The organism is Streptomyces pallidus (ex Mingjun et al. 2026) (assembly GCF_051550185.1).
GTDB lineage: Bacteria > Actinomycetota > Actinomycetes > Streptomycetales > Streptomycetaceae > Streptomyces.
The window spans coordinates 3,420,300-3,444,138 of the sequence record NZ_CP196181.1 but is presented as its reverse complement, the minus strand read 5'-3'; the positions used below and the strand labels follow the sequence as shown (position 1 = coordinate 3,444,138).

The window sequence follows — 23,839 nt, the reverse complement described above, 5'->3', positions numbered from 1 at the left end:
CGCGACCCGGTGGCGGCCGGCCGTTTCCGCACCCCGGCCCGGCCCGGCCCGTGCCAGCCCGGCCCCGGCCCGGCGGCAAAAGGCAGGAGCCCCGCCTCCCCCGTTCGCGTGTGAACGGGGAGGCAGGGCTCCTTGGGTACTGCTCTCAGGTACTGCGATCCAACCGCGAGGGGTTGGCCGTGGCCATTAGGCTACGGTGACGTTCTCCGCCTGCGGGCCCTTCGGGCCCTGCGTGACGTCGAAGTTCACGGTCTGGTTCTCCTCGAGGGAGCGGAAGCCAGAGGCGTTGATCGCGGAGTAGTGGACGAAGACATCCGGGCCGCCGCCGTCCTGGGCGATGAAGCCGAAGCCCTTTTCAGCGTTGAACCACTTGACGGTTCCGGTAGCCATGAGCCCTCCTATGGGCCAAAGGGTCGCCCTGCTCCAGAACCTGCTAAGAAGTCTGAAAACTACTAAAGCCCGCGGGTCACATTCTCCGCAGGCTTCGTACTGCAAGGGAAACCAAACTGCAACTTGCGTCGAGCCTAGCACGCACCCCGCGGCCGAGACCAGAGGGAAAGATCACGTCACCCGGACGTTTGACACCCGCTCGAAGGCTGACGCGGGGCTCCCGGCTAGTCTCGCGATGTGGACGTCTATCGCAGCCGGCCCCGGGTCGGCCACATTCAGTTCCTGAACTGCCTTCCCCTCTACTGGGGGCTGGCCAGAACCGGCACCCTGCTGGACCTGGAGCTGACCAAGGACACCCCCGAGAAGCTCAGTGAGCACCTCGTCCAGGGCCGCCTCGACATCGCCCCGATCACCCTGGTGGAGTTCCTCCGCAATGCCGATCGGCTCGTCGCCTTCCCCGATCTCGCGGTCGGCTGCGACGGCCCCGTGATGTCCTGCGTGATCGTCTCCCAGGTGCCGCTGGACCGGCTGGACGGCGCCCGCGTCGCCCTCGGCTCGACGTCCCGCACCTCCGTGCGCCTCGCCCAGCTGCTGCTCGCCGAGCAGTTCGGGGTCCGGCCCGACTACTACACCTGCCCGCCCGACCTGGGGCTGATGATGCAGGAGGCCGACGCGGCCGTGCTGATCGGCGACGCCGCGCTGCGCGCCTCGCTGCACGACGCGCCCCGGCTCGGCCTCGACGTCCACGACCTGGGGCTGATGTGGAAGGAATGGACCGGACTGCCGTTCGTGTTCGCCGTATGGGCCGCGCGCAAGGACTACCTCGACCGTGAGCCGGCCGTCGTCCGGCAGGTGCACGAGGCCTTCCTCGAATCGCGGGACATCTCCCTGGAGGAGGTCACCAAGGTCGCCGAGCAGGCGGCCCGCTGGGAGGCCTTCGACGCCGAACTGCTGGAGCGGTACTTCACCACCCTCGACTTCCGCTTCGGGCCGGAACAGCTCGCCGGCGTAAGGGAATTCGCGCGTCGCACGGGTCGGTCGACGGGCTATCCCGCAGATGTCGCGGTGGAGCTCCTGAAGGTGTCCTGAAGGATCCGGCGGAGCGTCGGGGCCGCCGCCCGTGTTCCGTTTCGTGATCGGTCGCATGATCGGAATACCGGGCGGTGGCCCGGGTTCCGGCCGGGGCTTCCGGGGAATTCCCTCTTTCTTCGTATTGTCATCGCGGCGCCGTGCCGCCGTTGCCGCGAATTCACCCCTCCGGTCCGGTTCCGGGCGAGGCCGGGGGAATTCCCGCCGCCCCTGCGGCCCCACCCACCCCGCCCGGCCCGGCCGCCCCGCGCGTGGGGGTCACCCGTACGGCAGGCCATGGGACAAGCAGGGGCGCGCGACGCCGCGGTGCCCGGACCATCGGCGGGTTCGCGCCCGCGGGAACGGCCCCCGCGTCCCCCCGGCGCCCCTAAGGTGGATCACGAGGTGGACCACGAGGTGGACCACGAGGTGGACCACGTCGTCGGGACCACGGGGGAGGGGGCCGGGATGGAGCCGCTGGAGGCCGGCGAGCCGCGGAGCATCGGTGCGTACCGGCTGCTGGGCCGGCTCGGTGCGGGGGGCATGGGCCGGGTCTACCTGGGCCGCAGCGCGGGCGGCCGGACGGTCGCCGTCAAGGTCGTGCACCCGCATTTCGCCGCCGACGCGGAGTTCCGGGCCCGGTTCCGCCGCGAGGTGGAGGCCGCCCGGCGGGTCGGCGGCGAGTGGACCGCGCCCGTGCTGGACGCCGACCCGGAGGCGCCGGTGCCGTGGGTGGCCACCGGGTACGTGGCGGGACCCTCGCTGGGCGCCGCCGTGGCCGCGCACGGGCCGCTGCCCCAGGCCGCGGTGCGGGCGGTCGGCGAGGGGCTGGCCCGCGCCCTGGCGGCGGTGCACGGGCTGGGGCTCGTCCACCGCGACCTGAAGCCGTCGAACGTGATGCTGACCCTCGACGGGCCCCGACTGATCGACTTCGGGATCGCCCGGGCCACGGACGGCACCACCTCCCTCACCTCCACCGGGGTCTCCGTCGGCTCGCCCGGCTACATGTCGCCCGAGCAGATCCTCGGCAAGGGCGTCACGGGGGCCGCCGACGTGTTCTCCCTCGGCGCGGTGCTGGCGTTCGCCGCGACCGGGCGGCCCCCCTTCACCGGCGACAACTCGGTGACCCTGCTCTACAAGGTGGTCCACGAGCCGCCGGACCTGGACGCCCTTCCGCCCGGCGAACTGCGCGACCTGGTCGCGGCCTGCCTGGACAAGGAGCCCGGGGCCCGGCCGTCCCCGCAGGCCGTGGCGGAGGCCTTCGACGGAGCCCTGCGCGCCCCCGGCCGGCTCCCCGCGCCCGTGATGGAGCAGGCGAGCCGCGCCGCGGTGGCCCTGCTCGACCTGGACGCGGTGGATGCGGCGGACGCGGTGGAGGGGGCGCCGGGGAGCGGTTCCGGGCCGGTCCCGTCCACCACGCCCTCCTACGGGGAGCAGGCCGCGGCTGGCGGTGCGGGCGCGGCCGCGGCCGTCGGGGTCGGCGTCTTCGGTGCGCCCGACCCCTCCTACGGCGGCTCGTTCGGGGGTCCGGCCGGGCCCGTGGCGGGTGCCCCGGCGGGACCGTACGGCGCCCCGACGGAGACCGCCGGCGGCGGCAGCAGCGGCAGCGGCGGGGTTCCGCAGCCGCGCACCGCGCCCGACGGGGAGGGGACCGCCCCCGGCCGCAGGGTGACCATGACGGCGGCCGGGCGCCGGTTCAGCTGCACGGTGGTGGTCGCGGCCGCCGCGGTGACGGCCGCGCTGTCCGGCGGGCTGTACGGGCTGGGGCTGCTGCCCGGGACGGGAGGCGCGCAGGACCACGCGTCGCCGCCGGCCGCGGCGACCGGGCCCTCCGCGCAGTCCTCCTCGGGCCCGACCCCGCCGTCGACGCCCCGACCGTCCCAGGGCGCCCGCCAGGACGTCCCGCAGGAGCTGGTCGGCACCTGGAAGGGCACGGTGACCACGGCCCGGCTGGGGGTGTCGAGCGAGTTCGAGATCACGATCAAGGCGGGCCGGGTCGGCGAGGTCGTCGGCCGCGACAAGTCGGTCCTGCCCGTCTTCGGCACCGACTGCTCCGGTAACTGGAAGCTGGTGTCGGCCACCGATCGCTCCCTGCTCCTGGACACCTCGGGCGGCCCCAACCCGGCGCCCGGAATCTGCTCCGGCGGCTCCGCCGACGAACGCTTCACCCTCAACGCGAACGGCACGCTGCACTACCGGTCGGGCGACTCCGCGGCCGGGAACCCGGAGGGGGACCTGACCCGCGGCCGGTGAGTTCCGGCGCCGGGCCCTGGCGTAGGCTGGCTCGGTCCGGATCTCTTGACACACCGCCGAAGGGTGACGCACCGGTGACCGACCAGGCCGCTCTCCAGTCTGTCCTCGACCGTGCCGCCGCGGGGGGCCGGATCACCAAGGAGGAGGCGCTCGACCTCTACCGGCACGCCCCCCTGCACGCCCTCGGCCAGGCCGCCGACGCGGTGCGCCGCCGCCGCTACGCGGGTACCGAGCACATCGCGACGTACATCATCGAGCGCAACATCAACTACACCAACGTGTGCGTCACGGCCTGCAAGTTCTGCGCGTTCTACGCGGCCCCCAAGGACACGAAGAAGGGCTGGTCCCGGGACCTCGACGACATCCTGCGCCGCTGCGCGGAGACCGTCGAGCTGGGCGGCACGCAGATCATGTTCCAGGGCGGCCACCACCCGGACTACGGCGTGGAGTACTACGAGGAGCACTTCTCCGCCATCAAGAAGGCGTTCCCGCAGCTGGTCATCCACTCCCTCGGCGCGTCCGAGGTCGAGCACATGGCCCGTATCTCGGGCGTCTCCGCCGAAGAGGCGATCAAGCGGATCCACGCGGCCGGTCTGGACTCCTTCGCGGGCGCCGGCGCCGAGCTGCTGCCGGAGCGGCCGCGCACGGCGATCGCCCCGCTGAAGGAGTCCGGCGAGCGCTGGCTGGAGATCATGGAGATCGCCCACGGGCTGGGCGTGGAGTCCACCTCCACCATGCTCATGGGCACCGGCGAGACCAACGCCGAGCGCATCGAGCACCTCGCGATGATCCGTGACACGCAGGACCGCACGGGCGGCTTCCGCGCGTTCATCCCGTACACGTACCAGCCCGAGAACAACCGTCTGAAGGGCCGTACCCAGGCGACGGTCTTCGAGTACCTGCGGATGATCGCGGTCGCGCGCCTGTTCCTCGACAACGTGGCCCACATCCAGGGCTCCTGGCTGACCGTCGGCAAGGAGGCGGGCCAGCTCTCCCTGCACTACGGCGCGGACGACCTCGGCTCGGTCATGCTGGAGGAGAACGTCGTCTCCTCGGCCGGTGCCAAGCACCGCTCCAACCGCCAGGAGATCATCGACCTCATCCGCAAGGCGGGCCGCACCCCGGCGCAGCGCGCGACGACGTACGAGCACCTCGTCGTGCACGACGACCCGGCGAACGACCCGGTCGACGACCGCGTGGTCTCGCACATCTCCTCCACCGCTCTCGAAGGCGGCACGGCGCACCCCGAGCTGAAGCTCATCGCGGCCGAGTGATCCGGCCTTGCTGACGCTGCACACCGCGGGGCTGCTCGTCGCCGGGCGCGGGGCCGAGCCCCTGCCCGGCGGGGCCGTCCTCGTGGAGGGCGGCCGGATCGCGGGCACCGGCCCGTACGAGGAGCTCGCCGCGGCCCGGCCGCACGCGCGGACCCGCCGCTGGCCCGGCGTGCTGACGCCGGGGCTGCTGGTGCACGGGGCGCAGGAGCTGCTGGAGGGGACGTACTACCCGGACGACCCGTACGAGACCGCCGAGCTCGGCACCGAGCCGGTGACCGGGGCGGAGGCGCTGGCCGCGCTGGGGCTGACCGATGCCCGCCGTGGCAACAGCGCCCGGCGGGCGACGCAGCGACTGCTGGCCCGGGGCGTGGTGGCGGTGGCGGGGCGGCTGACGGTTCCGGCGGTGCGCACGGCCGTGGCCCGGTCGGGGCTGGAGCTGTTGCCGCCGGCCGGTGGGGGCGCCGGGGCCTCGCTGGATCCGTTCGCGGGGCGGGAGCACGTCGAGGAGGCCTTCCACGGGGTGCTCCGGACGGGTGCTCCGGCCCGGTTCGCGGTGTTCGCGGCGGCGGACCTCAAGGAGCTGGCGGCGGTGGGCGCGACGAGCTGTGTGGCCACCGTCATCGGCGGGCGGCTGCTGCACCGCCGGCGCTGAGCCCGCGTCCGGCGAGGCGGCCGTCCTCGCGGGCGAGGGCGGCCAAAACGCAGGCCTGGAGGCGGCTGATGCCGCCCAGCTTGGTCCGTATGTTGTGGACGTGGAACTTGACGGTGCTGACGGACAGTCGGAGTCCGTCGGCGAGTTCCGCGTTGGAGGCCCCGGTGGCCAGGCACAGGAACACGGCGGATTCCTGTTCGGTGAGCTGCACCGCGCGCCGCAGTGCTTCCTTCTTCTGCGCCGGCGTGTAGGCCGGGAACCAGGCAGGGACGCTGAAGCTGACGACGCGCACGTTTCCACTCCTCGCCCCCGGCCGTCACGGCCCGGACGTCGACTCTCCGACTCTCCCCGCTCTAAGGGACGGGTGGACCGGACAGGTAGGTTCCCTTTCCGTCGTACGGCCAGGCGTTGGCCGTGCAGCCGAGCAGTCCCTTGATCTGCTGCATCATCGCGGGGGCGGGCTGGCCGGGGCCGGGGCAGGTCTCGTGGCCGCGGCCTATCTCGTGGCCGACCTCGTGGTTGACGATCAGCGCCCGGTACTCCTCGACGGGGCCCTTGAACTGCGGTGATCCTTCCTGCCAGCGCTTGAGGTTGACGACGACGTCGTGTCCGGCGCGGCAGTTGGTCTCGCCGACGAGCTCGGGGGTGACCACCTCGCACAGCTTGTCGGTGGTGGTGGCGGTGGCGATCTTCACGGTGAAGTCCACGGGGCTGCCGGCGCCGACGAGCTGGAAGCCGTGCGCCGGGTCGGATATCCAGCCGCGGGGGTCGCCGAGGATGGTCTCGACGGCCTGGGCGGCGGTGTTCGGGTCGACTCCGCTGCCCTCCTCGACCTCGATGCGCCAGCGGCGGGCGGTGCCCTTGCCCTGCGGCTGCCCGGAGCGGGTGGAGGCGGTGAACGAGCCGGTTCCGGTGGCCGGGACGGGTGCCTTGGAGCTCGCGGACGGCTTCGGGGCCGCGGGCGGGGAGGCCGCGGCGCCGGGTACGGGGGAGCCGTGGGTGCCGCCGGAGGAGCGGGAGGCCCGTCCGGGGTCGTCGGCGGGGCGCGGGTCGGTGCTCACCCGGTCGGCGGCGGTGGTCTTCTTCGCTTCGGGCCAGGCGGTCCACAGTGCGGCGACGGCGGCGACGGCGGTGGCCGAAACCAGAAGGGTGCGGCGCAGGCGCCGACGCCGCTCGGCCCGGCGGCGGGCGCGCGGTCCGGGGGGAGCGCCCGCGTTCGTGGAGCGACCGGTGGAACGACCTGCCGGCATGGTGAAGCCCTTTGCTCGGGGCGGCCCCCTCGGGATCCGGCCACCGGAGGTCCGGAACCGGCGGGTGGTGATCATCACCGGGCCGCGCCCGCCCAGTTAACCCCTTTCGTCGCTCTGGTCATAACTGTCCTCGGGGCCAGTTCGGTTGGGGCTCTCCCGGGGCACCGGATCGGAATGGCTCATTCCGTGCGGTGGGTCCCCCGGCGGCCGGGCGGAGCCCCCGCCGGGCCGCCTGCGCCGGCCTGAGAGGATGGGCCCGTACGCACACGGACCGGAACCAACCACGCACCTGAGGGGCCCACGCCAGTGACCCGCGCTTCCCTGGACAAGCAGCCGCACGAAGTCGCCTCCATGTTCGACGGTGTGGCGGCGAACTACGACCTCACCAACGACGTGATCTCCCTCGGCCAGGCCCGCCTGTGGCGCAAGGAGGTCGCCAAGGCGGTCGCCGCCCGTCCCGGGCACAGGGTGCTGGACCTGGCCGCCGGCACGGCGACCTCCTCGCTGCCGTTCGCCGCGACCGGTGCGTACGTGGTGCCCTGCGACTTCTCCCTCGGCATGCTCCGCGAGGGCAAGAAACGCCACTCCTGGCTGCCGCTGACCGCCGGCGACGCGACGAAGCTGCCGTTCAAGGACGACGTCTTCGACACCGTGACGATCTCCTTCGGGCTGCGCAACGTCCAGGACACCGACGCCGCGCTGCGCGAGCTGTACCGGGTGACCAAGCCCGGCGGCCAGGTCGTCATCTGCGAGTTCTCGCAGCCCACCTGGGGGCCGTTCCGGACGCTCTACACGGAGTACCTGATGCGCGCCCTGCCGCCGGTGGCCCGCGCCGTGTCCTCCAACCCCGACGCGTACGTGTACCTCGCCGAGTCGATCAGGGAGTGGCCGGAGCAGGCCGAGCTGGCGGCCCTGCTGCAGAAGGCCGGCTGGTCCAAGGTCGCCTGGCGCAACCTCAGCGGCGGCATCGTCGCCCTGCACCGCGGCTCCAAGGCCTAGCCGGCGGTGGTGGCGGTGGCGGACACCGGGGCCCCGGACTACGCGGAGCTGCTGGAGCGGATCGCGGCCGACGTGCGGCACCTGGTCGGCAGCGGCACGCCCGCGGAGTACATCCCGGCCCTGGCCGAGGTGGACCCGGGGCAGTTCGGCATGGCCGTGGCGGACCTCGACGGGAACGTCGTCGGGGTCGGGGACTGGCGGACCCCGTTCTCCGCCCAGTCCATCACCAAGGTCTTCGCGCTCGCCCTGGCGCTGGCCGAGGGTGGCGACAGCCTGTGGGAGCGGGTCGGCCGGGAGCCCTCCGGCAACCCGTTCAACTCCCTGGTGCAGCTGGAGTACGAGAACGGCATTCCGCGCAATCCGTTCATCAATGCGGGCGCCCTCGTCGTCACCGACCGGCTGCAGACCCTGACCGGCGACGCGAGCAGCGAGCTGTTGGAGTTCCTGCGCCGGGAGAGCGGCAACCCGGACATCGGCTTCGACGCCGAGGTCGCCGCCTCCGAGCACGAGCACGGCGACCGCAACGCCGCCCTCGCGCACTTCATGGCCTCGTACGGGAACATCGCCAACCCGGTGCCCGCCCTGCTCGACCACTACTTCTGGCAGTGCTCCATCGAGATGAGCTGCGCCGACCTGGCCCGTGCCGCGCGGTTCCTGGCGCGGCACGGGCTGCGGGCGGACGGCAGCCGGCTGCTGACCCGCAGCGAGGCCAAGCAGATCAACGCCGTGATGATGACCTGCGGGACGTACGACGCCGCGGGCGACTTCGCCTACCGCGTCGGGCTGCCCGGCAAGAGCGGGGTGGGCGGCGGCATCGTCGCCGTCGTCCCCGGCGTGTGCACCCTCGCCGTGTGGAGCCCCGGCCTGGACAGCCGGGGCAACTCGGTCGCGGGTGTGGCCGCCCTCGACCGGTTCACGACCCTGACCGGACTGTCCGTCTTCTGAGCCCGGTCACAGGGCGAGGGCGTAGCGGCGGCCGGTTCGGGCGCCGCCGGGGAGGGGGAAGACCTCCTCCAGGGTCATACCGAGGCGCTCGGCGACCGCCACCGAGCGGGCGTTCGCGTCGTCGATCATCGCCACGACCCGGGGCACCCCGGCGGCACGGACCCGCTCCAGGGTGGTCAGCGCGGCGGCGTACGCGTAGCCCTTGCCCCAGGCGGACCGGGCCAGGCGCCAGCCGATCTCTATCTCGCCGACCGGCCCCCAGGCCTTCTGCGCGGGCCAGGGCTGGGCGCCCGTGAAGCCCAGGACGCGGCCGTCCTCGTCGAGCAGCGTCCACAGGCAGTAGCCGAGCTGTGCGTCGTGCATCCGCTGGCGCGCGGTGAACTCCTCGTACGCGGACAGCTCGGCCGGTCCGCCGAGGAACTCCATGACGTCCGGGTCGGCGAAGACACCGTGCCAGGCGTGCGCGTCCTCGTCGGTGGGCACGCGCAGCCGGACGGCGGGGAGCGGCCGGGTGGGCGAGGTCGGCGAGGTCGGGGAGCTTGTCATCAGGTAACCCTTCGGATTCGCGATCTCTCTCGCTGCATAGACTGCACACGTCCCGTGCCCATGGGCACCCCCTATCGAGCCTTCGGGAGACCCCGCAGTGACCGAGCCCCTCTCCGAACACTCCGCGGACGTGATCGTCGTCGGGGCCGGGCCCGCCGGCTCGACCACCGCCTACTACCTCGCCAAGGCCGGGCTGGACGTCCTGCTGCTGGAGAAGACGGCGTTCCCGCGCGAGAAGGTCTGCGGCGACGGCCTGACCCCGCGCGCCACGAAGCAGCTGGTCGCGATGGGCATCGACATCTCCGAAGAGGCCGGCTGGCTGCGCAACAAGGGTCTGCGCATCATCGGCGGCGGGCAGCGGCTCCAGCTGGACTGGCCGGAACTCGCCTCCTTCCCGGACTACGGACTCGTCCGCAAGCGCGACGACTTCGACGAGATCCTGGCCCGGCAGGCCCAGAAGGCCGGCGCCCGCCTGTACGAGCGCTGCAACGTCGGGGAGCCGATCCGCGACCCGCGCACGGGGCGCATCACGGGCGTGCAGGCCAGGCTGGGCGAGGAGAAGACCCCGGTCACCTTCCACGCGCCGCTCGTGGTCGCCGCCGACGGCAACTCCTCCCGGCTGTCGCTGGCGATGGGTCTGCACCGGCGCGAGGACCGCCCGATGGGCGTGGCCGTCCGCACGTACTTCACCTCGCCGCGGCACGACGACGACTACCTGGAGTCCTGGCTGGAGCTGTGGGACCGGCGCGGCCCGCAGGACCGGCTGCTGCCCGGCTACGGCTGGATCTTCGGCATGGGCGACGGCACGTCCAACGTCGGCCTCGGCATCCTCAACTCCTCCTCGGCCTTCGGGGAGCTGGACTGGCGCGAGGTCCTCAAGGCGTGGTGCGCGTCCATGCCGGAGGACTGGGGCTACACCCCCGAGAACATGACGCAGCCGATCCGCGGCGCGGCCCTGCCGATGGCGTTCAACCGGCAGCCGCACTACACCAAGGGCCTGCTGCTGGTCGGCGACGCGGGCGGACTCGTCAACCCGTTCAACGGCGAGGGCATCGCGTACGCCATGGAGTCGGGCCGGATCGCGGCCGACGTCATCGTGCAGGCCAACGCCCGGGCCACGCCGTCGCAGCGCGAGCTGGCGCTGCACAACTACCCGAAGGTGCTCAAGGAGACCTACGGCGGCTACTACACGCTGGGTCGCGCCTTCGTGAAGCTGATCGGCAACCCGAAGGTCATGAAGGTCGCGGCGCAGCGCGGCCTGACCCACCCGGTGCTCATGCGGTTCACGCTGAAGATGCTGGCCAACCTCACCGACCCGACGGGCGGCGACGCGATGGACCGCATCATCAACGGCCTGTCGAAGGTGGCCCCCCGGGCCTGAGAAGCGGACGAAAGGGTCCGACAGTCGTGCAGGCCCCGTGAGGACGGGGTGAGGCGGTTCAGGCGGGTCGCGCCGGGTTCTCCCCGGAGCGGCCCGCTCCGTCTTCGTACGGGGCCGTGGAGGGCGTCTGAGGGGGTGTCGGCGGCTCCCGGGGCGGTGCGCCGGCTCCGTGGACGGCGCGCACGCAGCGGGCCGTCAGGGCGGCCCCGTGGGCCAGCATCGCCAGGGCGGCGGCCCACACGAGGGCCAGCAGGGCGGGGTGTCCCGGTTTGTCCCACGGGCGGGTGGTGTTCAGCAACAGGCCGCCGACGGCGAGGAGGAAGAGCCCGGCCGCGGCCGGGACGGCGGTGGCGTCGGTCAGCCCGTCGTCGCCGGGGCCCCGGGGGCGGCCGTCCGCACTGCCGCCGTGGTCCTCGTACGGCTCCGACAGCCGCGGTGCGTTCACGCGCCCACCTCCACGGGGATGGTAGGCGCCCCGCCCGGGCGGGCGGTACTTCGTGCCGGGGCCGCCGTACGGGCGCACGGCGGAGGGCCGGTACTCCGCCCCCGAGCGGGGGAGTACCGGCCCTCCGGCCGTACGTGGTGGCCCGTCGGGCTCAGAGGACGCGGACCGCGCCCGTCGGCCGGTCGTAGCTCAGGTTGCGCTCGACGATGCCGGTGCTGGGGTTCTGCGCGCCGACGAACTTGCCGCCGCCGACGTAGATCGCGACGTGGTAGGCGCTGCCCTTGGGGCCCCAGTACAGGATGTCGCCCGGCTGCAGGGCGCTGAGGGAGACCGAGGTGCCGTACGAGGACTGCGGCTGCGAGGTGCGCGGCAGGGAGATGCCGGCCTGCCGGTACGCGGCCTGGACCAGGCCGGAGCAGTCGTACGCGGAGGGGCCGGTCGAGCCCAGGATGTAGGCCTTGCCGACCTGCGCACGGGCGAAGTTGACGATGGCGGCGGCGGAGCCCTTCGCCGGAGTGACCGTCCCGACACCCTGCTCGTCGGAAGAGGCGGCAGCGGAGGCCGTCTTCAGCCCGGAGCGCTCGGCGTTGCGGGTGGCGCGCTCGGCCTCGGCCTTGCGGTCCGCCTCCTGCTTCGCCTTCTTCTCGGCGGCCTCCTTGGCCTCCTTGGCCTCGGCGGCGGCGCCGGTGCGGGCGCTCTCCTCCTCGGCCTGCAGCTCGCCGTCGACGGCGGCCGCGCGGGTGTTCTCCGCGGCGGTGGTGACGGCGGAGGACACCTCGGCGCCCAGGTCCATGTTGAGGACCGGCATTTCGAGGGTCTCGGTCACGGGCTCGGCGGCGGGGGACGCGCTCGCCGTGCCGGCCATCGCCAGGGTGCTGAGGACGCCACCGGCGACTCCGGCGCGTACCGCGAGCTTCGAGGCGCTGCGGCGGGGCTTCCGGTGGCTGGGTATGTGAGCGGTGTGGGACATGAGAACAACCGCTATCAGGGGGGTGCGGCTCGCTTCAAGAAACGTGGTCTGCGCCACAGTTGCGCGAGAAGTGAGGCAACCGGGCGCGTCGCGCTCCTTATTGACGCCGTAACGGACTAATCGGACACCCCCTCACAAGGCTGTGATCTTGGGGTTTCCGCAATAAGTCCTATTTGGTCCTGCGCCTACCATCCCCGCGGACTGTTGGCCAAGCCCCGTTTCGGAGGGGCTGGTTCAGAGTGGCGCAGGTCACAGCGGAGTCACGCCATGGGGCCGTCGTGGCCGGTCCGTGATCTCGCCGTGAGCGAGTCGCGTCCGAAGCGGCCCGGGGGCGCCCGGGGGAACGCCCGCGGGGGCGGCTGCCGCGGCGCTCGAAGGGATGCCCGCGGGGGCGCCCGGAGAGGGTGCCGGGAGGTGGCCGGAAAGGCGCCGCGGGCGGGCGGAAGATCGCCGGACGGGCGGCCGGGGGACTGTCGGCGGGGCGGCGGGGAAGTGGTGCGGCGGGCCGGCGGGCGTCCTGCTCCGGGGTCGGCGGAGCTCGTGAACGCACGCACGTGTCCACTTCAGTCCCCGCGGCCTCCCCCGACCGAGCGACGCAGATCCCCTTACCATGGACATCTGAATTCGGCCAAATTTGCCTGCGCACGTCATCGTTTGGTAGGGCGAGACCTCTCCTACCTGGGGTAACAGGCGTGGATGTCACGTTTGGTGATCAAGTGGATGCCTTGCGTGTGAAGATCACCACTCATCGGACTTCATGATCGTTCGCCGGGTGGTGGAGATCACAAACTCGGTGTTGTCACCCGTGTCGCAGATCACAGATCGGCGGGCATAGGATGCGCAGCAGCCCGGCTTGTGAACTGCCTCACATGCAAGCGCTCGATCAAGAAGCGTGGTCTTCGCGGGGCGGGGCAGCGGTGCCGGCGCAGCGGTCCAACGGTCAAGGACGACTGGAAGGAGCGAGGAGCGTGAATGCCTACGCGCCCATCCTCGTGCTCGGCGCCCTAGGCGCAGGGTTTGCGATCTTCTCCGTGGTCATGGCCACGCTGATCGGCCCGAAGCGGTACAACCGGGCGAAGCTCGAAGCGTACGAGTGCGGCATCGAGCCGACCCCCACGCCGGCCGGCGGCGGCCGCTTCCCCATCAAGTACTACCTGACGGCGATGCTCTTCATCGTCTTCGACATCGAGGTTGTCTTCCTCTACCCCTGGGCCGTCACCTTCGACGCCCTGGGGATCTTCGGGCTCGTCGAGATGCTGCTCTTCGTGCTCACCGTCTTCGTCGCCTACGCCTACGTCTGGCGCCGCGGCGGCCTGGAATGGGACTGAGGGACTGAATTCCCATGGGACTGGAAGAAAAGCTGCCGAGCGGCTTCCTGCTGACCACCGTCGAACAGGCCGCGGGCTGGGTGCGCAAAGCCTCCGTCTTCCCCGCCACCTTCGGCCTGGCCTGCTGTGCCATCGAGATGATGACCACCGGTGCGGGCCGGTACGACCTCGCCCGCTTCGGCATGGAGGTCTTCCGCGGCTCCCCGCGCCAGGCCGACCTGATGATCGTGGCCGGCCGGGTCAGCCAGAAGATGGCGCCGGTGCTGCGGCAGGTGTACGACCAGATGCCCGCTCCCAAATGGGTCATCTCCATGGGGGTTTGCGCATCTTCGGGCGGGATGTTCAACAACTACGCGATCGTCCAGGGCGTCGACCACATCGTTCCGGTGGACATCTACCTGCCCGGTTGCCCGCCCCGCCCCGAGATGCTGATGGACGCGATCCTCAAGCTCCACCAGAAGATCCAGACCTCCAAGCTCGGGGTGAACCGGGAAGAGGCGGCCCGCGAGGCGGAGGCCGCAGCCCTCAAGGCGCTCCCCACCATCGAGATGAAGGGGCTGCTCCGGTGAGCGAGACCACCCCAGACCACGGCAACGGCAACGACGGCGGCAACGGGAACAACGTTCCCGCCCCCCGGGAGTCCGCCGGCCCCGAGGTGATCGGCGTCCGCAAGGGCATGTTCGGCGCCCGGGGCGGCGGGGACACCAGCGGCTACGGCGGCCTCGTCCGCACCGTCGCCCTGCCCGGCCCGAGCCCCCGCCCGTACGGCTCCTACTTCGACGAGGTGGCCGACGAGCTCGAAGGCGCCCTGGAAGAACAGGACCTGCTCCCCGCCAACGCCATCGAGAAGACGGTCGTCGACCGCGGCGAGCTCACCTTCCACATCGCCCGCGAGCACCTCGTCCGGGTGGCCTCCACCCTCCGCGACGACCCCGCCCTGCGCTTCGAACTGTGCACCGGCGTCAGTGGCGTCCACTACCCGGAGGACCGCGGCCGCGAGCTGCACGCCGTCTACCACCTGCGCTCGATCACCCACGGCCGGACCGTGCGGCTGGAGGTGTCCGCCCCGGACAGCGACCCGCACGTCCCCTCGCTCGTCCCCGTCTACCCGACCAACGACTGGCACGAGCGCGAGACGTACGACTTCTTCGGCCTGGTCTTCGACGGGCACCCGGCCCTCACCCGGATCATGATGCCGGACGACTGGCAGGGCTTCCCGCAGCGCAAGGACTACCCGCTCGGCGGCATTCCCGTCGAGTACAAGGGCGCCCAGATCCCGGCTCCCGACCAGCGGAGGTCGTACAGCTGATGTCCAACACCTCGAACCACGCGGCCTCCCGCGAAACCACCGAGGGCACCGTCTACACGGTCACCGGCGGCGACTGGGACGAGATCGTCCAGTCCGCGGCCAGGGCGGACGACGAGCGCATCGTCGTCAACATGGGTCCCCAGCACCCGTCCACCCACGGAGTGCTCCGCCTGATCCTGGAGATCGACGGCGAGACGGTCACCGAGGCCCGCTGCGGCATCGGCTACCTCCACACCGGCATCGAGAAGAACCTCGAATTCCGGAACTGGACGCAGGGCACCACCTTCGTGACGCGCATGGACTACCTGACGCCGTTCTTCAACGAGACGGCGTACTGCCTCGGCGTCGAGGAGCTCCTCGGCATCACCGACCAGGTACCCGACCGCGCCACCGTCATCCGCGTCCTGCTGATGGAGCTCAACCGGATCTCCTCCCACCTGGTGTGCATCGCCACCGGCGGCATGGAGCTCGGCGCCACCACGATCATGATCTACGGCTTCCGGGACCGCGAGCTGATCCTGGACCTCTTCGAGCTGATCACCGGCCTGCGCATGAACCACGCGTTCGTCCGGCCCGGCGGCCTCGCCCAGGACCTGCCCCCCGGCGCCGTGGACCAGCTGCGCGAGTTCCTCAAGACCATGAAGAGGAACCTGCCGGAGTACGACAAGCTCGCCACCGGCAACCCCATCTTCAAGGCCCGCATGCAGGACGTCGGCTACCTCGACCTCACCGGCTGCATGGCCCTCGGTGTCACCGGGCCCATCCTGCGCTCCGCCGGCCTGCCGCACGACCTGCGCAAGGCGGACCCGTACTGCGGCTACGAGACCTACGAGTTCGACGTGCCGACCACCGAGACCTGCGACTCGTACGGCCGCTTCCTGATCCGCCTGGAGGAGATGCGCCAGTCCCTGCGGATCGTCGAGCAGTGCCTGGACCGGCTGGAGCCCGGCCCCGTCATGGTCGCCGACAAGAAGATCGCCTGGCCGGCACAGCTCGCGATGGGCCCCGACGGGCTCGGCAACTCGCTCGACCACATCAAGAACATCATGGGCACCTCCATGGAGGCCCTCATCCACCACTTCAAGCTGGTGACCGAGGGCTTCCGGGTCCCGGCCGGGCAGGCCTACGCGGCCGTCGAGTCCCCCAAGGGCGAACTCGGCGTGCACGTCGTCTCCGACGGCGGCACCCGCCCCTACCGGGTCCACTTCCGCGACCCGTCCTTCACCAACCTGCAGGCCATGGCCGCGATGTGCGAGGGCGGCCAGGTCGCCGACGTCATCGTCGCCGTCGCCTCCATCGACCCCGTGATGGGAGGCGTCGACCGATGACAGCCAACCCCGCCCGTCGAGAGGTGAGCCTGGGCATGCCCGGGCTGCCCGCCCCCGACTACCCGGCGGAGGTCCGCGCGCGGCTGGCGGCGGACGCCGCAGAGGTCATCGCCCGCTACCCCGACAGCCGCTCCGCCCTGCTGCCGCTGCTGCACCTGACCCAGTCCGAGGAGGGCCACGTCTCGCCGACCGGCATCCGGTTCTGCGCCGAGACGCTCGGCCTGACCACCGCCGAGGTCACCGCCGTCGCCACCTTCTACACGATGTACCGGCGCCGGCCCTCGGGCGACTACCAGGTCGGCGTCTGCACCAACACGCTGTGCGCGGTCATGGGCGGCGACGCCATCTTCGAGGAGCTCAAGGACCACCTCGGGGTCGGAAACAACGAGACCACCAGCGACGGCAAGGTCACCCTCGAACACATCGAGTGCAACGCGGCCTGCGACTACGCCCCCGTCGTGATGGTCAACTGGGAGTTCTTCGACAACCAGACCCCCGAGTCCGCCAAGGCCCTCGTCGACGACCTGCGCGCCGGCCGCCCCGTCGAGCCGACCCGCGGCGCGCCCCTGTGCACGTACAAGGAGACCGCCCGGATCCTCGCCGGATTCCCCGACGAGCGGCCCGGGGCCGTCGAGGCGAGCGGCGGCGCCGGACCCGCCTCCCTGACCGGGCTGCGCATCGCGCGCGGCGAGGCCCCGCACCACGGCAAGGTCGTGCACCCGCGCGGCGAGGCGACCGGCGAGGAGGGGGAGTGATGAGGTTGACCACTGCCATGCACGAGAACGGCACCAGCCCGGAGAAGCTGCTGGCCCCCGTGCTGTCGGCGTTCTGGGACGAACCGCAGTCGTGGACGCTGGAGACCTACCGGCGCCACGAGGGCTACGAAGGCCTGCACAAGGCCCTCGCCATGACCCCGGACGAGGTCATCGCGTACGTGAAGGACTCCGGTCTGCGCGGACGCGGCGGCGCGGGCTTCCCCACCGGGATGAAGTGGCAGTTCATCCCGCAGGGCGACGGAAAGCCGCACTACCTCGTCGTGAACGCGGACGAGTCGGAACCGGGAACCTGCAAGGACATCCCCCTTCTCTTCGCCAACCCGCACTCCCTCGTCGAGGGAATGGTCATCGCCTGCTACGCGATCCGCTCGGAGCACGCCTTCATCTACCTGCGCGGCGAGGTCGTCCCGGTCCTGCGGCGCCTGCACGAGGCGGTGCGCGAGGCGTACGAGGCGGGCTACCTCGGGCAGAACATCCTCGGGAGCGGGCTGAACCTCGACATCACCGTGCACGCGGGAGCGGGCGCGTACATCTGCGGCGAGGAGACGGCACTGCTCGACTCCCTCGAAGGCCGGCGCGGTCAGCCCCGGCTGCGTCCCCCCTTCCCTGCCGTCGAGGGGCTCTACGCGTGCCCCACTGTCGTCAACAACGTCGAGTCCATCGCGTCGGTTCCCGCGATCCTCGCCAAGGGCAAGGACTGGTTCAAGGCGATGGGGACCGAGAAGTCCCCCGGCTTCACCCTGTACTCGCTCTCCGGGCACGTCGCCTCGCCCGGCCAGTACGAGGCCCCGCTCGGCATCACCCTGCGCCAGCTCCTCGACATGAGCGGCGGGATGCGCCCGGGCCACCGGCTGAAGTTCTGGACCCCCGGCGGCTCCTCCACCCCCATGTTCACCGACGAGCACCTGGACGTGCCGCTCGACTACGAGGGCGTCGGCGCCGCCGGGTCGATGCTCGGCACCAAGGCGCTGCAGTGCTTCGACGAGACCACCTGCGTGGTGCGCGCCGTGACCCGGTGGACCGAGTTCTACGCCCACGAGTCCTGCGGCAAGTGCACCCCCTGCCGCGAGGGCACGTACTGGCTGGTCCAGCTGCTCCGCGACATCGAGGCCGGCCAGGGCGTCATGGCGGACCTCGACAAGCTGAACGACATCGCCGACAACATCAACGGCAAGTCGTTCTGCGCGCTCGGAGACGGCGCCGCCAGCCCGATCTTCTCCTCGCTGAAGTACTTCCGCGAGGAGTACGAGCAGCACGTCACGGGCAAGGGCTGCCCCTTCGACCCCAGCAAGTCGACCCTCTGGGCCGACAGGGAGGTGAACGCATGACCGTCGCCACGAACGCCCCCGCCGGTGGCGGAACGGCCGCGGTGCCGCCCGAGGACACGGTCTCCCTCACCATCGACGGCATCGAACTGTCGGTGCCCAAGGGAACCCTGGTCATCCGGGCCGCCGAGCAGATCGGCATCGAGATCCCCCGGTTCTGCGACCACCCCCTCCTCGACCCCGTCGGCGCATGCCGGCAGTGCATCGTCGAGGTCGAGGGCCAGCGCAAGCCGATGGCCTCCTGCACCATCACCTGCACCGACGGCATGGTCGTCCGCACGCAGCTCACCTCGCCCGTCGCCGAGAAGGCCCAGCACGGGGTGATGGAGCTGCTGCTCATCAACCACCCGCTGGACTGCCCGGTCTGCGACAAGGGCGGCGAGTGCCCGCTGCAGAACCAGGCGATGTCGCACGGCAACGCCGACTCCCGGTTCGAGGGGAAGAAGCGCACCTACGAGAAGCCGGTGCCGATCTCCACGCAGGTGCTGCTGGACCGCGAGCGGTGCGTGCTGTGCGCGCGCTGCACCCGGTTCTCCACCCAGGTCGCCGGCGACCCGATGATCGAGCTGCTGGAGCGCGGCGCGCTCCAGCAGGTCGGCATCGGCGAGGGCGACCCGTTCCAGTCGTACTTCTCCGGCAACACCATCCAGATCTGCCCGGTCGGCGCCCTCACCTCGGCCGCGTACCGGTTCCGCTCCCGCCCCTTCGACCTCGTCTCCTCCCCGAGCGTGTGCGAGCACTGCGCGGGCGGCTGCGCGACCCGGACCGACCACCGGCGCGGCAAGGTGCTGCGCCGGATGGCCGCCGAGGACCCCGAGGTCAACGAGGAGTGGATCTGCGACAAGGGGCGGTTCGCGTTCCGGTACGCGCAGCGCCCGGACCGGCTGACCACCCCGCTGGTCCGCAACGCCGAGGGCGTGCTGGAACCGGCGAGCTGGCCCGAGGCGCTGGAGGCCGCGGCCGCCGGGCTCTCCGCGGCGCGCGGCCGGGCCGGCGTGCTGACCGGCGGACGGCTCACCGTCGAGGACGCCTACGCGTACGCCAAGTTCGCGCGGGTGGTCCTGGACACCAACGACATCGACTTCCGGGCCCGCGTGCACAGCGCGGAGGAGGCCGAGTTCCTGGCCTCCGAGGTCGCCGGGTACGGGGTCGACCTGCGCGGCCCGTGGCCGTCGTACGCGGAGCTGGAGGCCGCGCCGGCCGTGCTCCTCGTCGGCATCGAGGCCGAGGAGGAGGCCCCGGGCGTCTTCCTGCGGCTGCGCAAGGCGTACCGCAAGCGCAAGCAGCGGACCTTCGCCCTCGCCCCGTTCGCCACCCGAGGCCTGGCCAAGGCGGGCGGCACGCTGCTGGCCGCGGCCCCCGGCACCGAGCCCGAGTGGCTCGACGCGCTGGCCTCGCGGACCGGCCTGGAGGCGGGCGGCGCCGAGGCCGCCGAGGCGCTGCGGCTCGGCGGCTCCGTCATCGTCGTCGGCGAGCGGCTCGCCGGGGTCCCGGGCGCGCTGACCGCGGCCGTGCGGGCGGCGGCCGCGACCGGGGCCGCCCTGGTGTGGATCCCGCGCCGGGCCGGCGAACGGGCCGCGATCGAGGCGGGCGCGCTGCCGTCGCTGCTGCCCGGCGGCCGCCCGGCCACCGACCCGCGGGCCCGCGCCGAGGTCGCCGCCGCCTGGGGGCTGGACGAGCTGCCGCACCGCTACGGCCGCGACACCGGGCAGATCGTGGAGGCCGCCGCCACCGGTGAACTGTCCGCCCTGCTGGTGGCGGGCGTGGAGGTCGCCGACCTGCCGGACCCGGAGCGGGCCCGGACCGCCCTGAAGGAGGCCTTCACGGTCTCCCTGGAGCTGCGGCCCGGGGAGGTCACCGACCACGCCGACGTGGTCTTCCCGGTCGCGGCCGTCGCCGAGAAGGCCGGCGCGTTCATCAACTGGGAGGGCCGCCTCCGGCCGTTCGAGGCCGCGCTCAAGCCCGACCAGATGACCCGCCCGCTCGCCCCCGCCGACGCCCGCGTGCTGCACATGCTGGCCGACGCCGCCGACCGGCCGCTCGCCCTGCCCGACGTGCACGCCGTACGCCGCGAACTGGACCGGCTCGGCCCGTGGGAGGGCGCACCCGCCGCCGACGTGTCCGCCGGCACCGAGCCGCTGCCCCGCCCCGCCGCGGGCGAAGCCGTCCTCGCCGGACACCGGCTGCTCCTCGACCGGGGCCTGCTCCAGGAGGGCGACGAGGCCCTGGCCGGCACCCGGCACGAGGCCGCGGCCCGGCTGTCGGCCGCCACGGCCGTCGAGACCGGCGTCAAGGACGGCGACGTCCTCGCGGTGACCGGGCCCGGCGGCACCGTGGAACTCCCGCTGCGGATCACGCAGATGCCCGACCGGGTGGTCTGGCTCCCGCTGAACTCCACCGGCTCGGGCGTGCGCGCCGACACCGGCGCCCTGCCGGGCACCCTCGTACGGATCGGCCCGGCGACCCCGGCCGGCGCAGGCGGCACCACTGCGGAGGTGGGCGCGTGAACGCGGTACAGCTCGCTGCCGAGGACCTGTCCCTGTTCGGCAGGGACCCCTGGTGGCTCGTCGTCCTCAAGGCGGTGTTCTGCTTCGCCTTCCTGATGGTGACCGTGCTCTTCTCCATCGTGTGGGAGCGCAAGGTCGTCGCCTGGATGCAGCTGCGCATCGGCCCCAACCGGCACGGCCCCTGGGGCATGCTCCAGTCGCTCGCCGACGGCGTGAAGCTGATGCTCAAGGAAGACATCATCGTCAAGCGCGCCGACAAGGTCGTCTACGTCCTGGCGCCGATCGTCGCGGCGATCCCGGCGTTCATGGCGATCGCGGTGATCCCCTTCGGGCCCCCCGGCGACGAGGTCTCGATCTTCGGCGTGCGCACCACGATGCAGCTCACCGACCTGCCCATCGCGATGCTGTACGTCCTCGCGGTGGCCTCGGTCGGCATCTACGGCATCGTCCTGGCCGGCTGGTCCTCGGGCTCCACTTACCCGCTGCTCGGGGGCTTGCGCTCCTGCGCCCAGATGATCAGCTACGAGATCGCGATGGGCGCGGCCTTCGCCTCCGTCTTCCTCTACTCCGGGTCGATGTCGACGTCGGCGATCGTGGAGGCGCAGGCGGACCGCTGGTTCATCGTGCTGCTGCCGGTGTCGTTCATCATCTACGTCGTCACGATGGTCGGTGAGACGAACCGCGCCCCGTTCGACATGCCGGAGTCCGAGGGCGATCTCGTCGGCGGCTTCAACACCGAGTACTCGTCCATCAAGTTCGCGATGTTCATGCTGGCCGAGTACGTCAACATGGTCACCGTCTCGGCGGTCTCGGTCACCCTGTTCCTCGGCGGCTGGCGGGCCCCGTGGCCGATCAGCAGCTTCTGGGAGGGCGCCAACCACGGTTGGTGGCCACTGCTCTGGTTCGTCATCAAGGTCCAGCTGCTGCTGTTCTTCTTCATCTGGCTACGCGGCACCCTGCCCCGCGTCCGCTACGACCAGCTGATGAAGCTCGGCTGGAAGGTCCTGATCCCGGTCTCCGTGCTCTGGCTGATGCTGGTGGCGACCGTCCGGGCCCTGCGCAACGAGGCCTACGACTTCGCGCAGATCGTCCTGTACGTGGGCGGTGCGGTCGTCGCGATCCTGCTGCTGTCCTTCGTCGCCGACGTGCTGCGCGACCGCAGGGAGAAGGCCGCCGCCGGGCGGACCGGGGCCGCTGCCGGGGCCGAGCCCTTCGACCCGCTCGCGGGCGGGTTCCCCGTACCCCCCAAGCCCGGCCAGCACCTGGCACCCGTACCGCGCAGGCGGCCCCGCCAGCAGCGGGAGCTGATCGCCAGTGGCGGGGCGCATACCGAAAGTGACCGAGAGGAGGGTGCTGAGAATGTCTGACGAGAAGTGGCAGAACCCGGTGGCCGGCTTCGGCGTGACCTTCAAGGCCATGTTCAAGAAGCGCCTCACCGAGCAGTACCCGGAGCAGCAGAAGACCACCGCCCCGCGCTTCCACGGACGGCACCAGCTGAACCGGCACCCGGACGGTCTGGAGAAGTGCATCGGGTGCGAACTGTGCGCCTGGGCCTGCCCCGCGGACGCCATCTACGTGGAGGGCGCGGACAACACCGAGGAGGAGCGCTACTCCCCGGGCGAGCGGTACGGCCGCGTCTACCAGATCAACTACGCCCGCTGCATCCTGTGCGGGCTGTGCATCGAGGCGTGCCCGACGCGGGCGCTGACGATGACGAACGAGTTCGAACTGGCCGACGCCAGCCGGGAGTCGCTCATCTACACCAAGGAGCAGCTGCTGGCGGGGCTGACCGAGGGCATGGTCGAGGCGCCGCACGCGATGTACCCGGGGACGGACGAGCAGGACTACTACCGCGGCCTGGTGACGGGGGCGGCGCCCGGTACGGAGCGGCAGGCCGCCGTGTCCAAGGGCGAGGCCCCGAAGGAGAGGGCGGCGCACGGTGGCGGCGGCCCGGCCGAGGGGGTGGGGGCGTGAGCGCGCTCGCCGCGGGTGCGGCCTCGCTCACCTCGACCGGTGAGGCCGTGCAGTTCTGGATCCTCGGCACGGTCGCCGTGATCGGCGCGCTGGCGACGATCCTGACGAAGAAGGCCGTGCACAGTGCCCTGAGCCTGGCCGGGACGATGATCGTCCTGGCGGTGTTCTACCTCGCCAACGGGGCGTACTTCCTGGGCGTGGTCCAGGTCATCGTCTACACCGGCGCGATCATGATGCTGTTCCTCTTCGTGGTCATGCTGGTCGGCGTCACCGCCGCCGACTCGCTGAAGGAGACCATCAAGGGGCAGCGCTGGCTGGCCGCGCTGTGCGGGCTCGGCTTCGGCGTCCTGCTGATCACCGGCCTCGCCAACGCCTCGCTGAACCACTGGAACGGGCTCGGCCGGGTCAACTCCGCCGGGCACGTCGAGGGCCTGGCACAGCTGATCTTCACCCGGTACGTGTTCGCCTTCGAGGTCACCGGCGCACTGCTGATCACGGCCGCCGTCGGCGCGATGGTGCTCACCCACCGCGAGCGCACCGAGCGGGCCGCCACCCAGCGCGAGCTGTCCGAGCAGCGCGTCCGCGAGGGCGTCCAGCTCCCGCCGCTGCCGGCGCCCGGCGTCTACGCCCGGCACAACGCGGTGGACGTCGCCGGCCTGCTGCCGGACGGCACCCCCTCCGAGCTGACGGTCAGCAAGACGCTGCGGGCCCGCGGTCAGGTGCGGGACGTCTCCGGCGAGGCCCTGTCGGACCTGGCGGAGCTGGAGCAGCGGTCGGCGGAGCGGCTCGGCCGTGAGGAGGCCTCGAAGTGAACCCGGTCAACTACCTCTACCTCGCGGCCCTGCTGTTCACCATCGGTGCCGTGGGAGTGCTGATCCGCCGGAACGCGGTCGTGCTGTTCATGTGCGTCGAGCTGATGCTCAACGCCTGCAACCTCGCCTTCGTCGCCTTCTCGCGGATGCACGGCAACCTCGACGGCCAGATCATCGCGTTCTTCACGATGGTCGTCGCCGCCGCGGAGGTCGTGGTGGGCCTGGCGATCATCGTGTCGCTCTTCCGCACCCGCCACTCGGCCTCGGTCGACGACGCCAGCCTGATGAAGCTGTAAGGGGCGTACAC

General features: G+C 71.9%; 24 protein-coding genes. 18 read left to right on the top strand and 6 right to left on the bottom strand.

From position 1 onward, the window contains the following. Window positions 1–186: 186 nt before the first annotated feature. Window positions 187–390 (bottom strand): cold-shock protein, encoded by a 204-nt coding sequence (locus ACSHWO_RS14910; RefSeq protein WP_360624020.1) that lies wholly within the window; start codon window positions 388–390, stop codon window positions 187–189. A gap of 237 nt (window positions 391–627) precedes the next feature. Here ACSHWO_RS14910 and ACSHWO_RS14905 point away from each other — a divergent pair, with 237 nt between their 5' ends. The 4 genes from ACSHWO_RS14905 to ACSHWO_RS14890 all read left to right on the top strand — a co-directional run bounded on the left by ACSHWO_RS14905 (window position 628) and on the right by ACSHWO_RS14890 (window position 5,637). Next, a complete protein-coding gene (locus ACSHWO_RS14905) occupies window positions 628–1,479 on the top strand; it encodes a menaquinone biosynthetic enzyme MqnA/MqnD family protein (protein ID WP_361090936.1) in 852 nt (283 codons plus the stop codon). 447 nt (window positions 1,480–1,926) lie between these two features. After that, window positions 1,927–3,711 (top strand): serine/threonine-protein kinase, encoded by a 1,785-nt coding sequence (locus tag ACSHWO_RS14900; protein ID WP_438319100.1) that lies wholly within the window; start codon window positions 1,927–1,929, stop codon window positions 3,709–3,711. Between the two features lie 74 nt (window positions 3,712–3,785). Continuing rightward, on the top strand, window positions 3,786–4,985 hold the full coding sequence (gene mqnC / locus ACSHWO_RS14895; protein ID WP_361090933.1) for a cyclic dehypoxanthinyl futalosine synthase: 1,200 nt from the start codon (window positions 3,786–3,788) through the stop codon (window positions 4,983–4,985). A 7-nt stretch (window positions 4,986–4,992) separates the two neighbouring features. Further along, window positions 4,993–5,637 (top strand): imidazolonepropionase-like domain-containing protein, encoded by a 645-nt coding sequence (locus ACSHWO_RS14890; protein ID WP_438312342.1) that lies wholly within the window; start codon window positions 4,993–4,995, stop codon window positions 5,635–5,637. On the opposite strand, the gene ACSHWO_RS14885 is transcribed toward ACSHWO_RS14890, so the two are convergent. Beyond that, window positions 5,603–5,929, bottom strand: coding sequence for a response regulator transcription factor (locus ACSHWO_RS14885; protein ID WP_385849323.1), 327 nt, complete (start codon window positions 5,927–5,929; stop codon window positions 5,603–5,605). The genes ACSHWO_RS14890 and ACSHWO_RS14885 overlap by 35 nt on opposite strands. 61 nt (window positions 5,930–5,990) lie before the next feature. Then, the gene (locus ACSHWO_RS14880) at window positions 5,991–6,887 is read right to left on the bottom strand and encodes a DUF3152 domain-containing protein (protein ID WP_438312339.1); all 897 of its coding nucleotides are present in this window, start codon (window positions 6,885–6,887) and stop codon (window positions 5,991–5,993) included. 306 nt (window positions 6,888–7,193) lie between these two features. Between ACSHWO_RS14880 and ACSHWO_RS14875 the strand changes: the two genes are divergently transcribed. Then, window positions 7,194–7,886, top strand: a complete 693-nt coding sequence (locus ACSHWO_RS14875; RefSeq protein WP_361090921.1) for a demethylmenaquinone methyltransferase — start codon at window positions 7,194–7,196, stop codon at window positions 7,884–7,886. A 15-nt stretch (window positions 7,887–7,901) separates the two neighbouring features. Further along, a complete protein-coding gene (locus ACSHWO_RS14870) occupies window positions 7,902–8,831 on the top strand; it encodes a glutaminase (protein ID WP_361090918.1) in 930 nt (309 codons plus the stop codon). A gap of 6 nt (window positions 8,832–8,837) precedes the next feature. Here the strand turns inward: ACSHWO_RS14870 and ACSHWO_RS14865 are convergent, their stop codons facing one another. Next, window positions 8,838–9,377 carry a GNAT family N-acetyltransferase gene (locus tag ACSHWO_RS14865; RefSeq protein WP_361090915.1) on the bottom strand — a complete coding sequence of 180 codons (540 nt, stop codon included), beginning with the start codon at window positions 9,375–9,377 and terminating at the stop codon, window positions 8,838–8,840. 97 nt (window positions 9,378–9,474) lie between these two features. On the opposite strand from ACSHWO_RS14865, the gene ACSHWO_RS14860 reads away from it, so the two are divergent. Further along, the gene (locus ACSHWO_RS14860; RefSeq protein WP_361090912.1) at window positions 9,475–10,758 is read left to right on the top strand and encodes a geranylgeranyl reductase family protein; all 1,284 of its coding nucleotides are present in this window, start codon (window positions 9,475–9,477) and stop codon (window positions 10,756–10,758) included. 58 nt (window positions 10,759–10,816) lie between these two features. Here ACSHWO_RS14860 and ACSHWO_RS14855 read toward each other — a convergent pair whose 3' ends face one another. Together ACSHWO_RS14855 and ACSHWO_RS14850 are read right to left on the bottom strand one after the other, a co-directional pair. After that, window positions 10,817–11,203, bottom strand: a complete 387-nt coding sequence (locus tag ACSHWO_RS14855; protein ID WP_385849320.1) for a hypothetical protein — start codon at window positions 11,201–11,203, stop codon at window positions 10,817–10,819. Window positions 11,204–11,354: 151 nt separating this feature from the next. Continuing rightward, window positions 11,355–12,173: a C40 family peptidase gene (locus ACSHWO_RS14850; protein ID WP_361090906.1), complete on the bottom strand. Its 819-nt coding sequence runs from the start codon at window positions 12,171–12,173 to the stop codon at window positions 11,355–11,357. 968 nt (window positions 12,174–13,141) lie between these two features. Here ACSHWO_RS14850 and ACSHWO_RS14845 point away from each other — a divergent pair. The 11 genes from ACSHWO_RS14845 to nuoK are packed head-to-tail and all read left to right on the top strand — an operon-like array spanning window position 13,142 to window position 23,828. Further along, window positions 13,142–13,501, top strand: coding sequence for an NADH-quinone oxidoreductase subunit A (locus ACSHWO_RS14845; protein ID WP_114053663.1), 360 nt, complete (start codon window positions 13,142–13,144; stop codon window positions 13,499–13,501). Window positions 13,502–13,515: 14 nt separating this feature from the next. Continuing rightward, the gene (locus ACSHWO_RS14840) at window positions 13,516–14,070 is read left to right on the top strand and encodes a NuoB/complex I 20 kDa subunit family protein (RefSeq protein ID WP_360624040.1); all 555 of its coding nucleotides are present in this window, start codon (window positions 13,516–13,518) and stop codon (window positions 14,068–14,070) included. Beyond that, on the top strand, window positions 14,067–14,810 hold the full coding sequence (locus ACSHWO_RS14835; RefSeq protein ID WP_385849319.1) for an NADH-quinone oxidoreductase subunit C: 744 nt from the start codon (window positions 14,067–14,069) through the stop codon (window positions 14,808–14,810). Before ACSHWO_RS14840 ends, ACSHWO_RS14835 begins: the two co-directional genes overlap by 4 nt. Continuing rightward, window positions 14,810–16,138 carry an NADH-quinone oxidoreductase subunit D gene (locus ACSHWO_RS14830; protein ID WP_361090898.1) on the top strand — a complete coding sequence of 443 codons (1,329 nt, stop codon included), beginning with the start codon at window positions 14,810–14,812 and terminating at the stop codon, window positions 16,136–16,138. Before ACSHWO_RS14835 ends, ACSHWO_RS14830 begins: the two co-directional genes overlap by 1 nt. Then, complete coding sequence (gene nuoE / locus ACSHWO_RS14825; protein ID WP_361090895.1) at window positions 16,135–16,893, top strand: NADH-quinone oxidoreductase subunit NuoE; 759 nt, start codon at window positions 16,135–16,137, stop codon at window positions 16,891–16,893. The genes ACSHWO_RS14830 and nuoE overlap by 4 nt, the downstream gene beginning before the upstream one ends. Further along, entirely contained in the window at window positions 16,893–18,242 is a 1,350-nt protein-coding gene (nuoF, locus tag ACSHWO_RS14820; protein WP_438312331.1) for an NADH-quinone oxidoreductase subunit NuoF, read from the top strand. The genes nuoE and nuoF overlap by 1 nt, the downstream gene beginning before the upstream one ends. Further along, entirely contained in the window at window positions 18,239–20,746 is a 2,508-nt protein-coding gene (locus ACSHWO_RS14815; protein WP_438312328.1) for an NADH-quinone oxidoreductase subunit G, read from the top strand. The genes nuoF and ACSHWO_RS14815 overlap by 4 nt, the downstream gene beginning before the upstream one ends. Continuing rightward, window positions 20,743–22,113: an NADH-quinone oxidoreductase subunit NuoH gene (gene nuoH / locus ACSHWO_RS14810; protein WP_361090886.1), complete on the top strand. Its 1,371-nt coding sequence runs from the start codon at window positions 20,743–20,745 to the stop codon at window positions 22,111–22,113. Before ACSHWO_RS14815 ends, nuoH begins: the two co-directional genes overlap by 4 nt. After that, the gene (gene nuoI, locus ACSHWO_RS14805; RefSeq protein WP_361090883.1) at window positions 22,106–22,720 is read left to right on the top strand and encodes an NADH-quinone oxidoreductase subunit NuoI; all 615 of its coding nucleotides are present in this window, start codon (window positions 22,106–22,108) and stop codon (window positions 22,718–22,720) included. Before nuoH ends, nuoI begins: the two co-directional genes overlap by 8 nt. After that, window positions 22,717–23,532, top strand: a complete 816-nt coding sequence (locus ACSHWO_RS14800; protein WP_438312325.1) for an NADH-quinone oxidoreductase subunit J — start codon at window positions 22,717–22,719, stop codon at window positions 23,530–23,532. Before nuoI ends, ACSHWO_RS14800 begins: the two co-directional genes overlap by 4 nt. Continuing rightward, complete coding sequence (gene nuoK / locus ACSHWO_RS14795) at window positions 23,529–23,828, top strand: NADH-quinone oxidoreductase subunit NuoK (protein WP_361090877.1); 300 nt, start codon at window positions 23,529–23,531, stop codon at window positions 23,826–23,828. Before ACSHWO_RS14800 ends, nuoK begins: the two co-directional genes overlap by 4 nt. Window positions 23,829–23,839: the final 11 nt, after the last annotated feature.

What these genes read in the sequence shown, in the direction of transcription:
- nuoI (WP_361090883.1), top strand. Translation starts at nt 22,106, where the DNA reads ATGTCTGACGAGAAGTGGCAGAACCCGGTGGCCGGCTTCGGCGTGACC.
- ACSHWO_RS14840 (WP_360624040.1), top strand. Translation starts at nt 13,516, where the DNA reads ATGGGACTGGAAGAAAAGCTGCCGAGCGGCTTCCTGCTGACCACCGTC.
- nuoF (WP_438312331.1), top strand. Translation starts at nt 16,893, where the DNA reads ATGAGGTTGACCACTGCCATGCACGAGAACGGCACCAGCCCGGAGAAG.
- ACSHWO_RS14815 (WP_438312328.1), top strand. Translation starts at nt 18,239, where the DNA reads ATGACCGTCGCCACGAACGCCCCCGCCGGTGGCGGAACGGCCGCGGTG.
- nuoE (WP_361090895.1), top strand. Translation starts at nt 16,135, where the DNA reads ATGACAGCCAACCCCGCCCGTCGAGAGGTGAGCCTGGGCATGCCCGGG.
- ACSHWO_RS14900 (WP_438319100.1), top strand. Translation starts at nt 1,927, where the DNA reads ATGGAGCCGCTGGAGGCCGGCGAGCCGCGGAGCATCGGTGCGTACCGG.
- ACSHWO_RS14830 (WP_361090898.1), top strand. Translation starts at nt 14,810, where the DNA reads ATGTCCAACACCTCGAACCACGCGGCCTCCCGCGAAACCACCGAGGGC.
- ACSHWO_RS14910 (WP_360624020.1), bottom strand. Translation starts at nt 390, where the DNA reads ATGGCTACCGGAACCGTCAAGTGGTTCAACGCTGAAAAGGGCTTCGGC.
- ACSHWO_RS14880 (WP_438312339.1), bottom strand. Translation starts at nt 6,887, where the DNA reads ATGCCGGCAGGTCGTTCCACCGGTCGCTCCACGAACGCGGGCGCTCCC.
- ACSHWO_RS14850 (WP_361090906.1), bottom strand. Translation starts at nt 12,173, where the DNA reads ATGTCCCACACCGCTCACATACCCAGCCACCGGAAGCCCCGCCGCAGC.
- ACSHWO_RS14865 (WP_361090915.1), bottom strand. Translation starts at nt 9,377, where the DNA reads ATGACAAGCTCCCCGACCTCGCCGACCTCGCCCACCCGGCCGCTCCCC.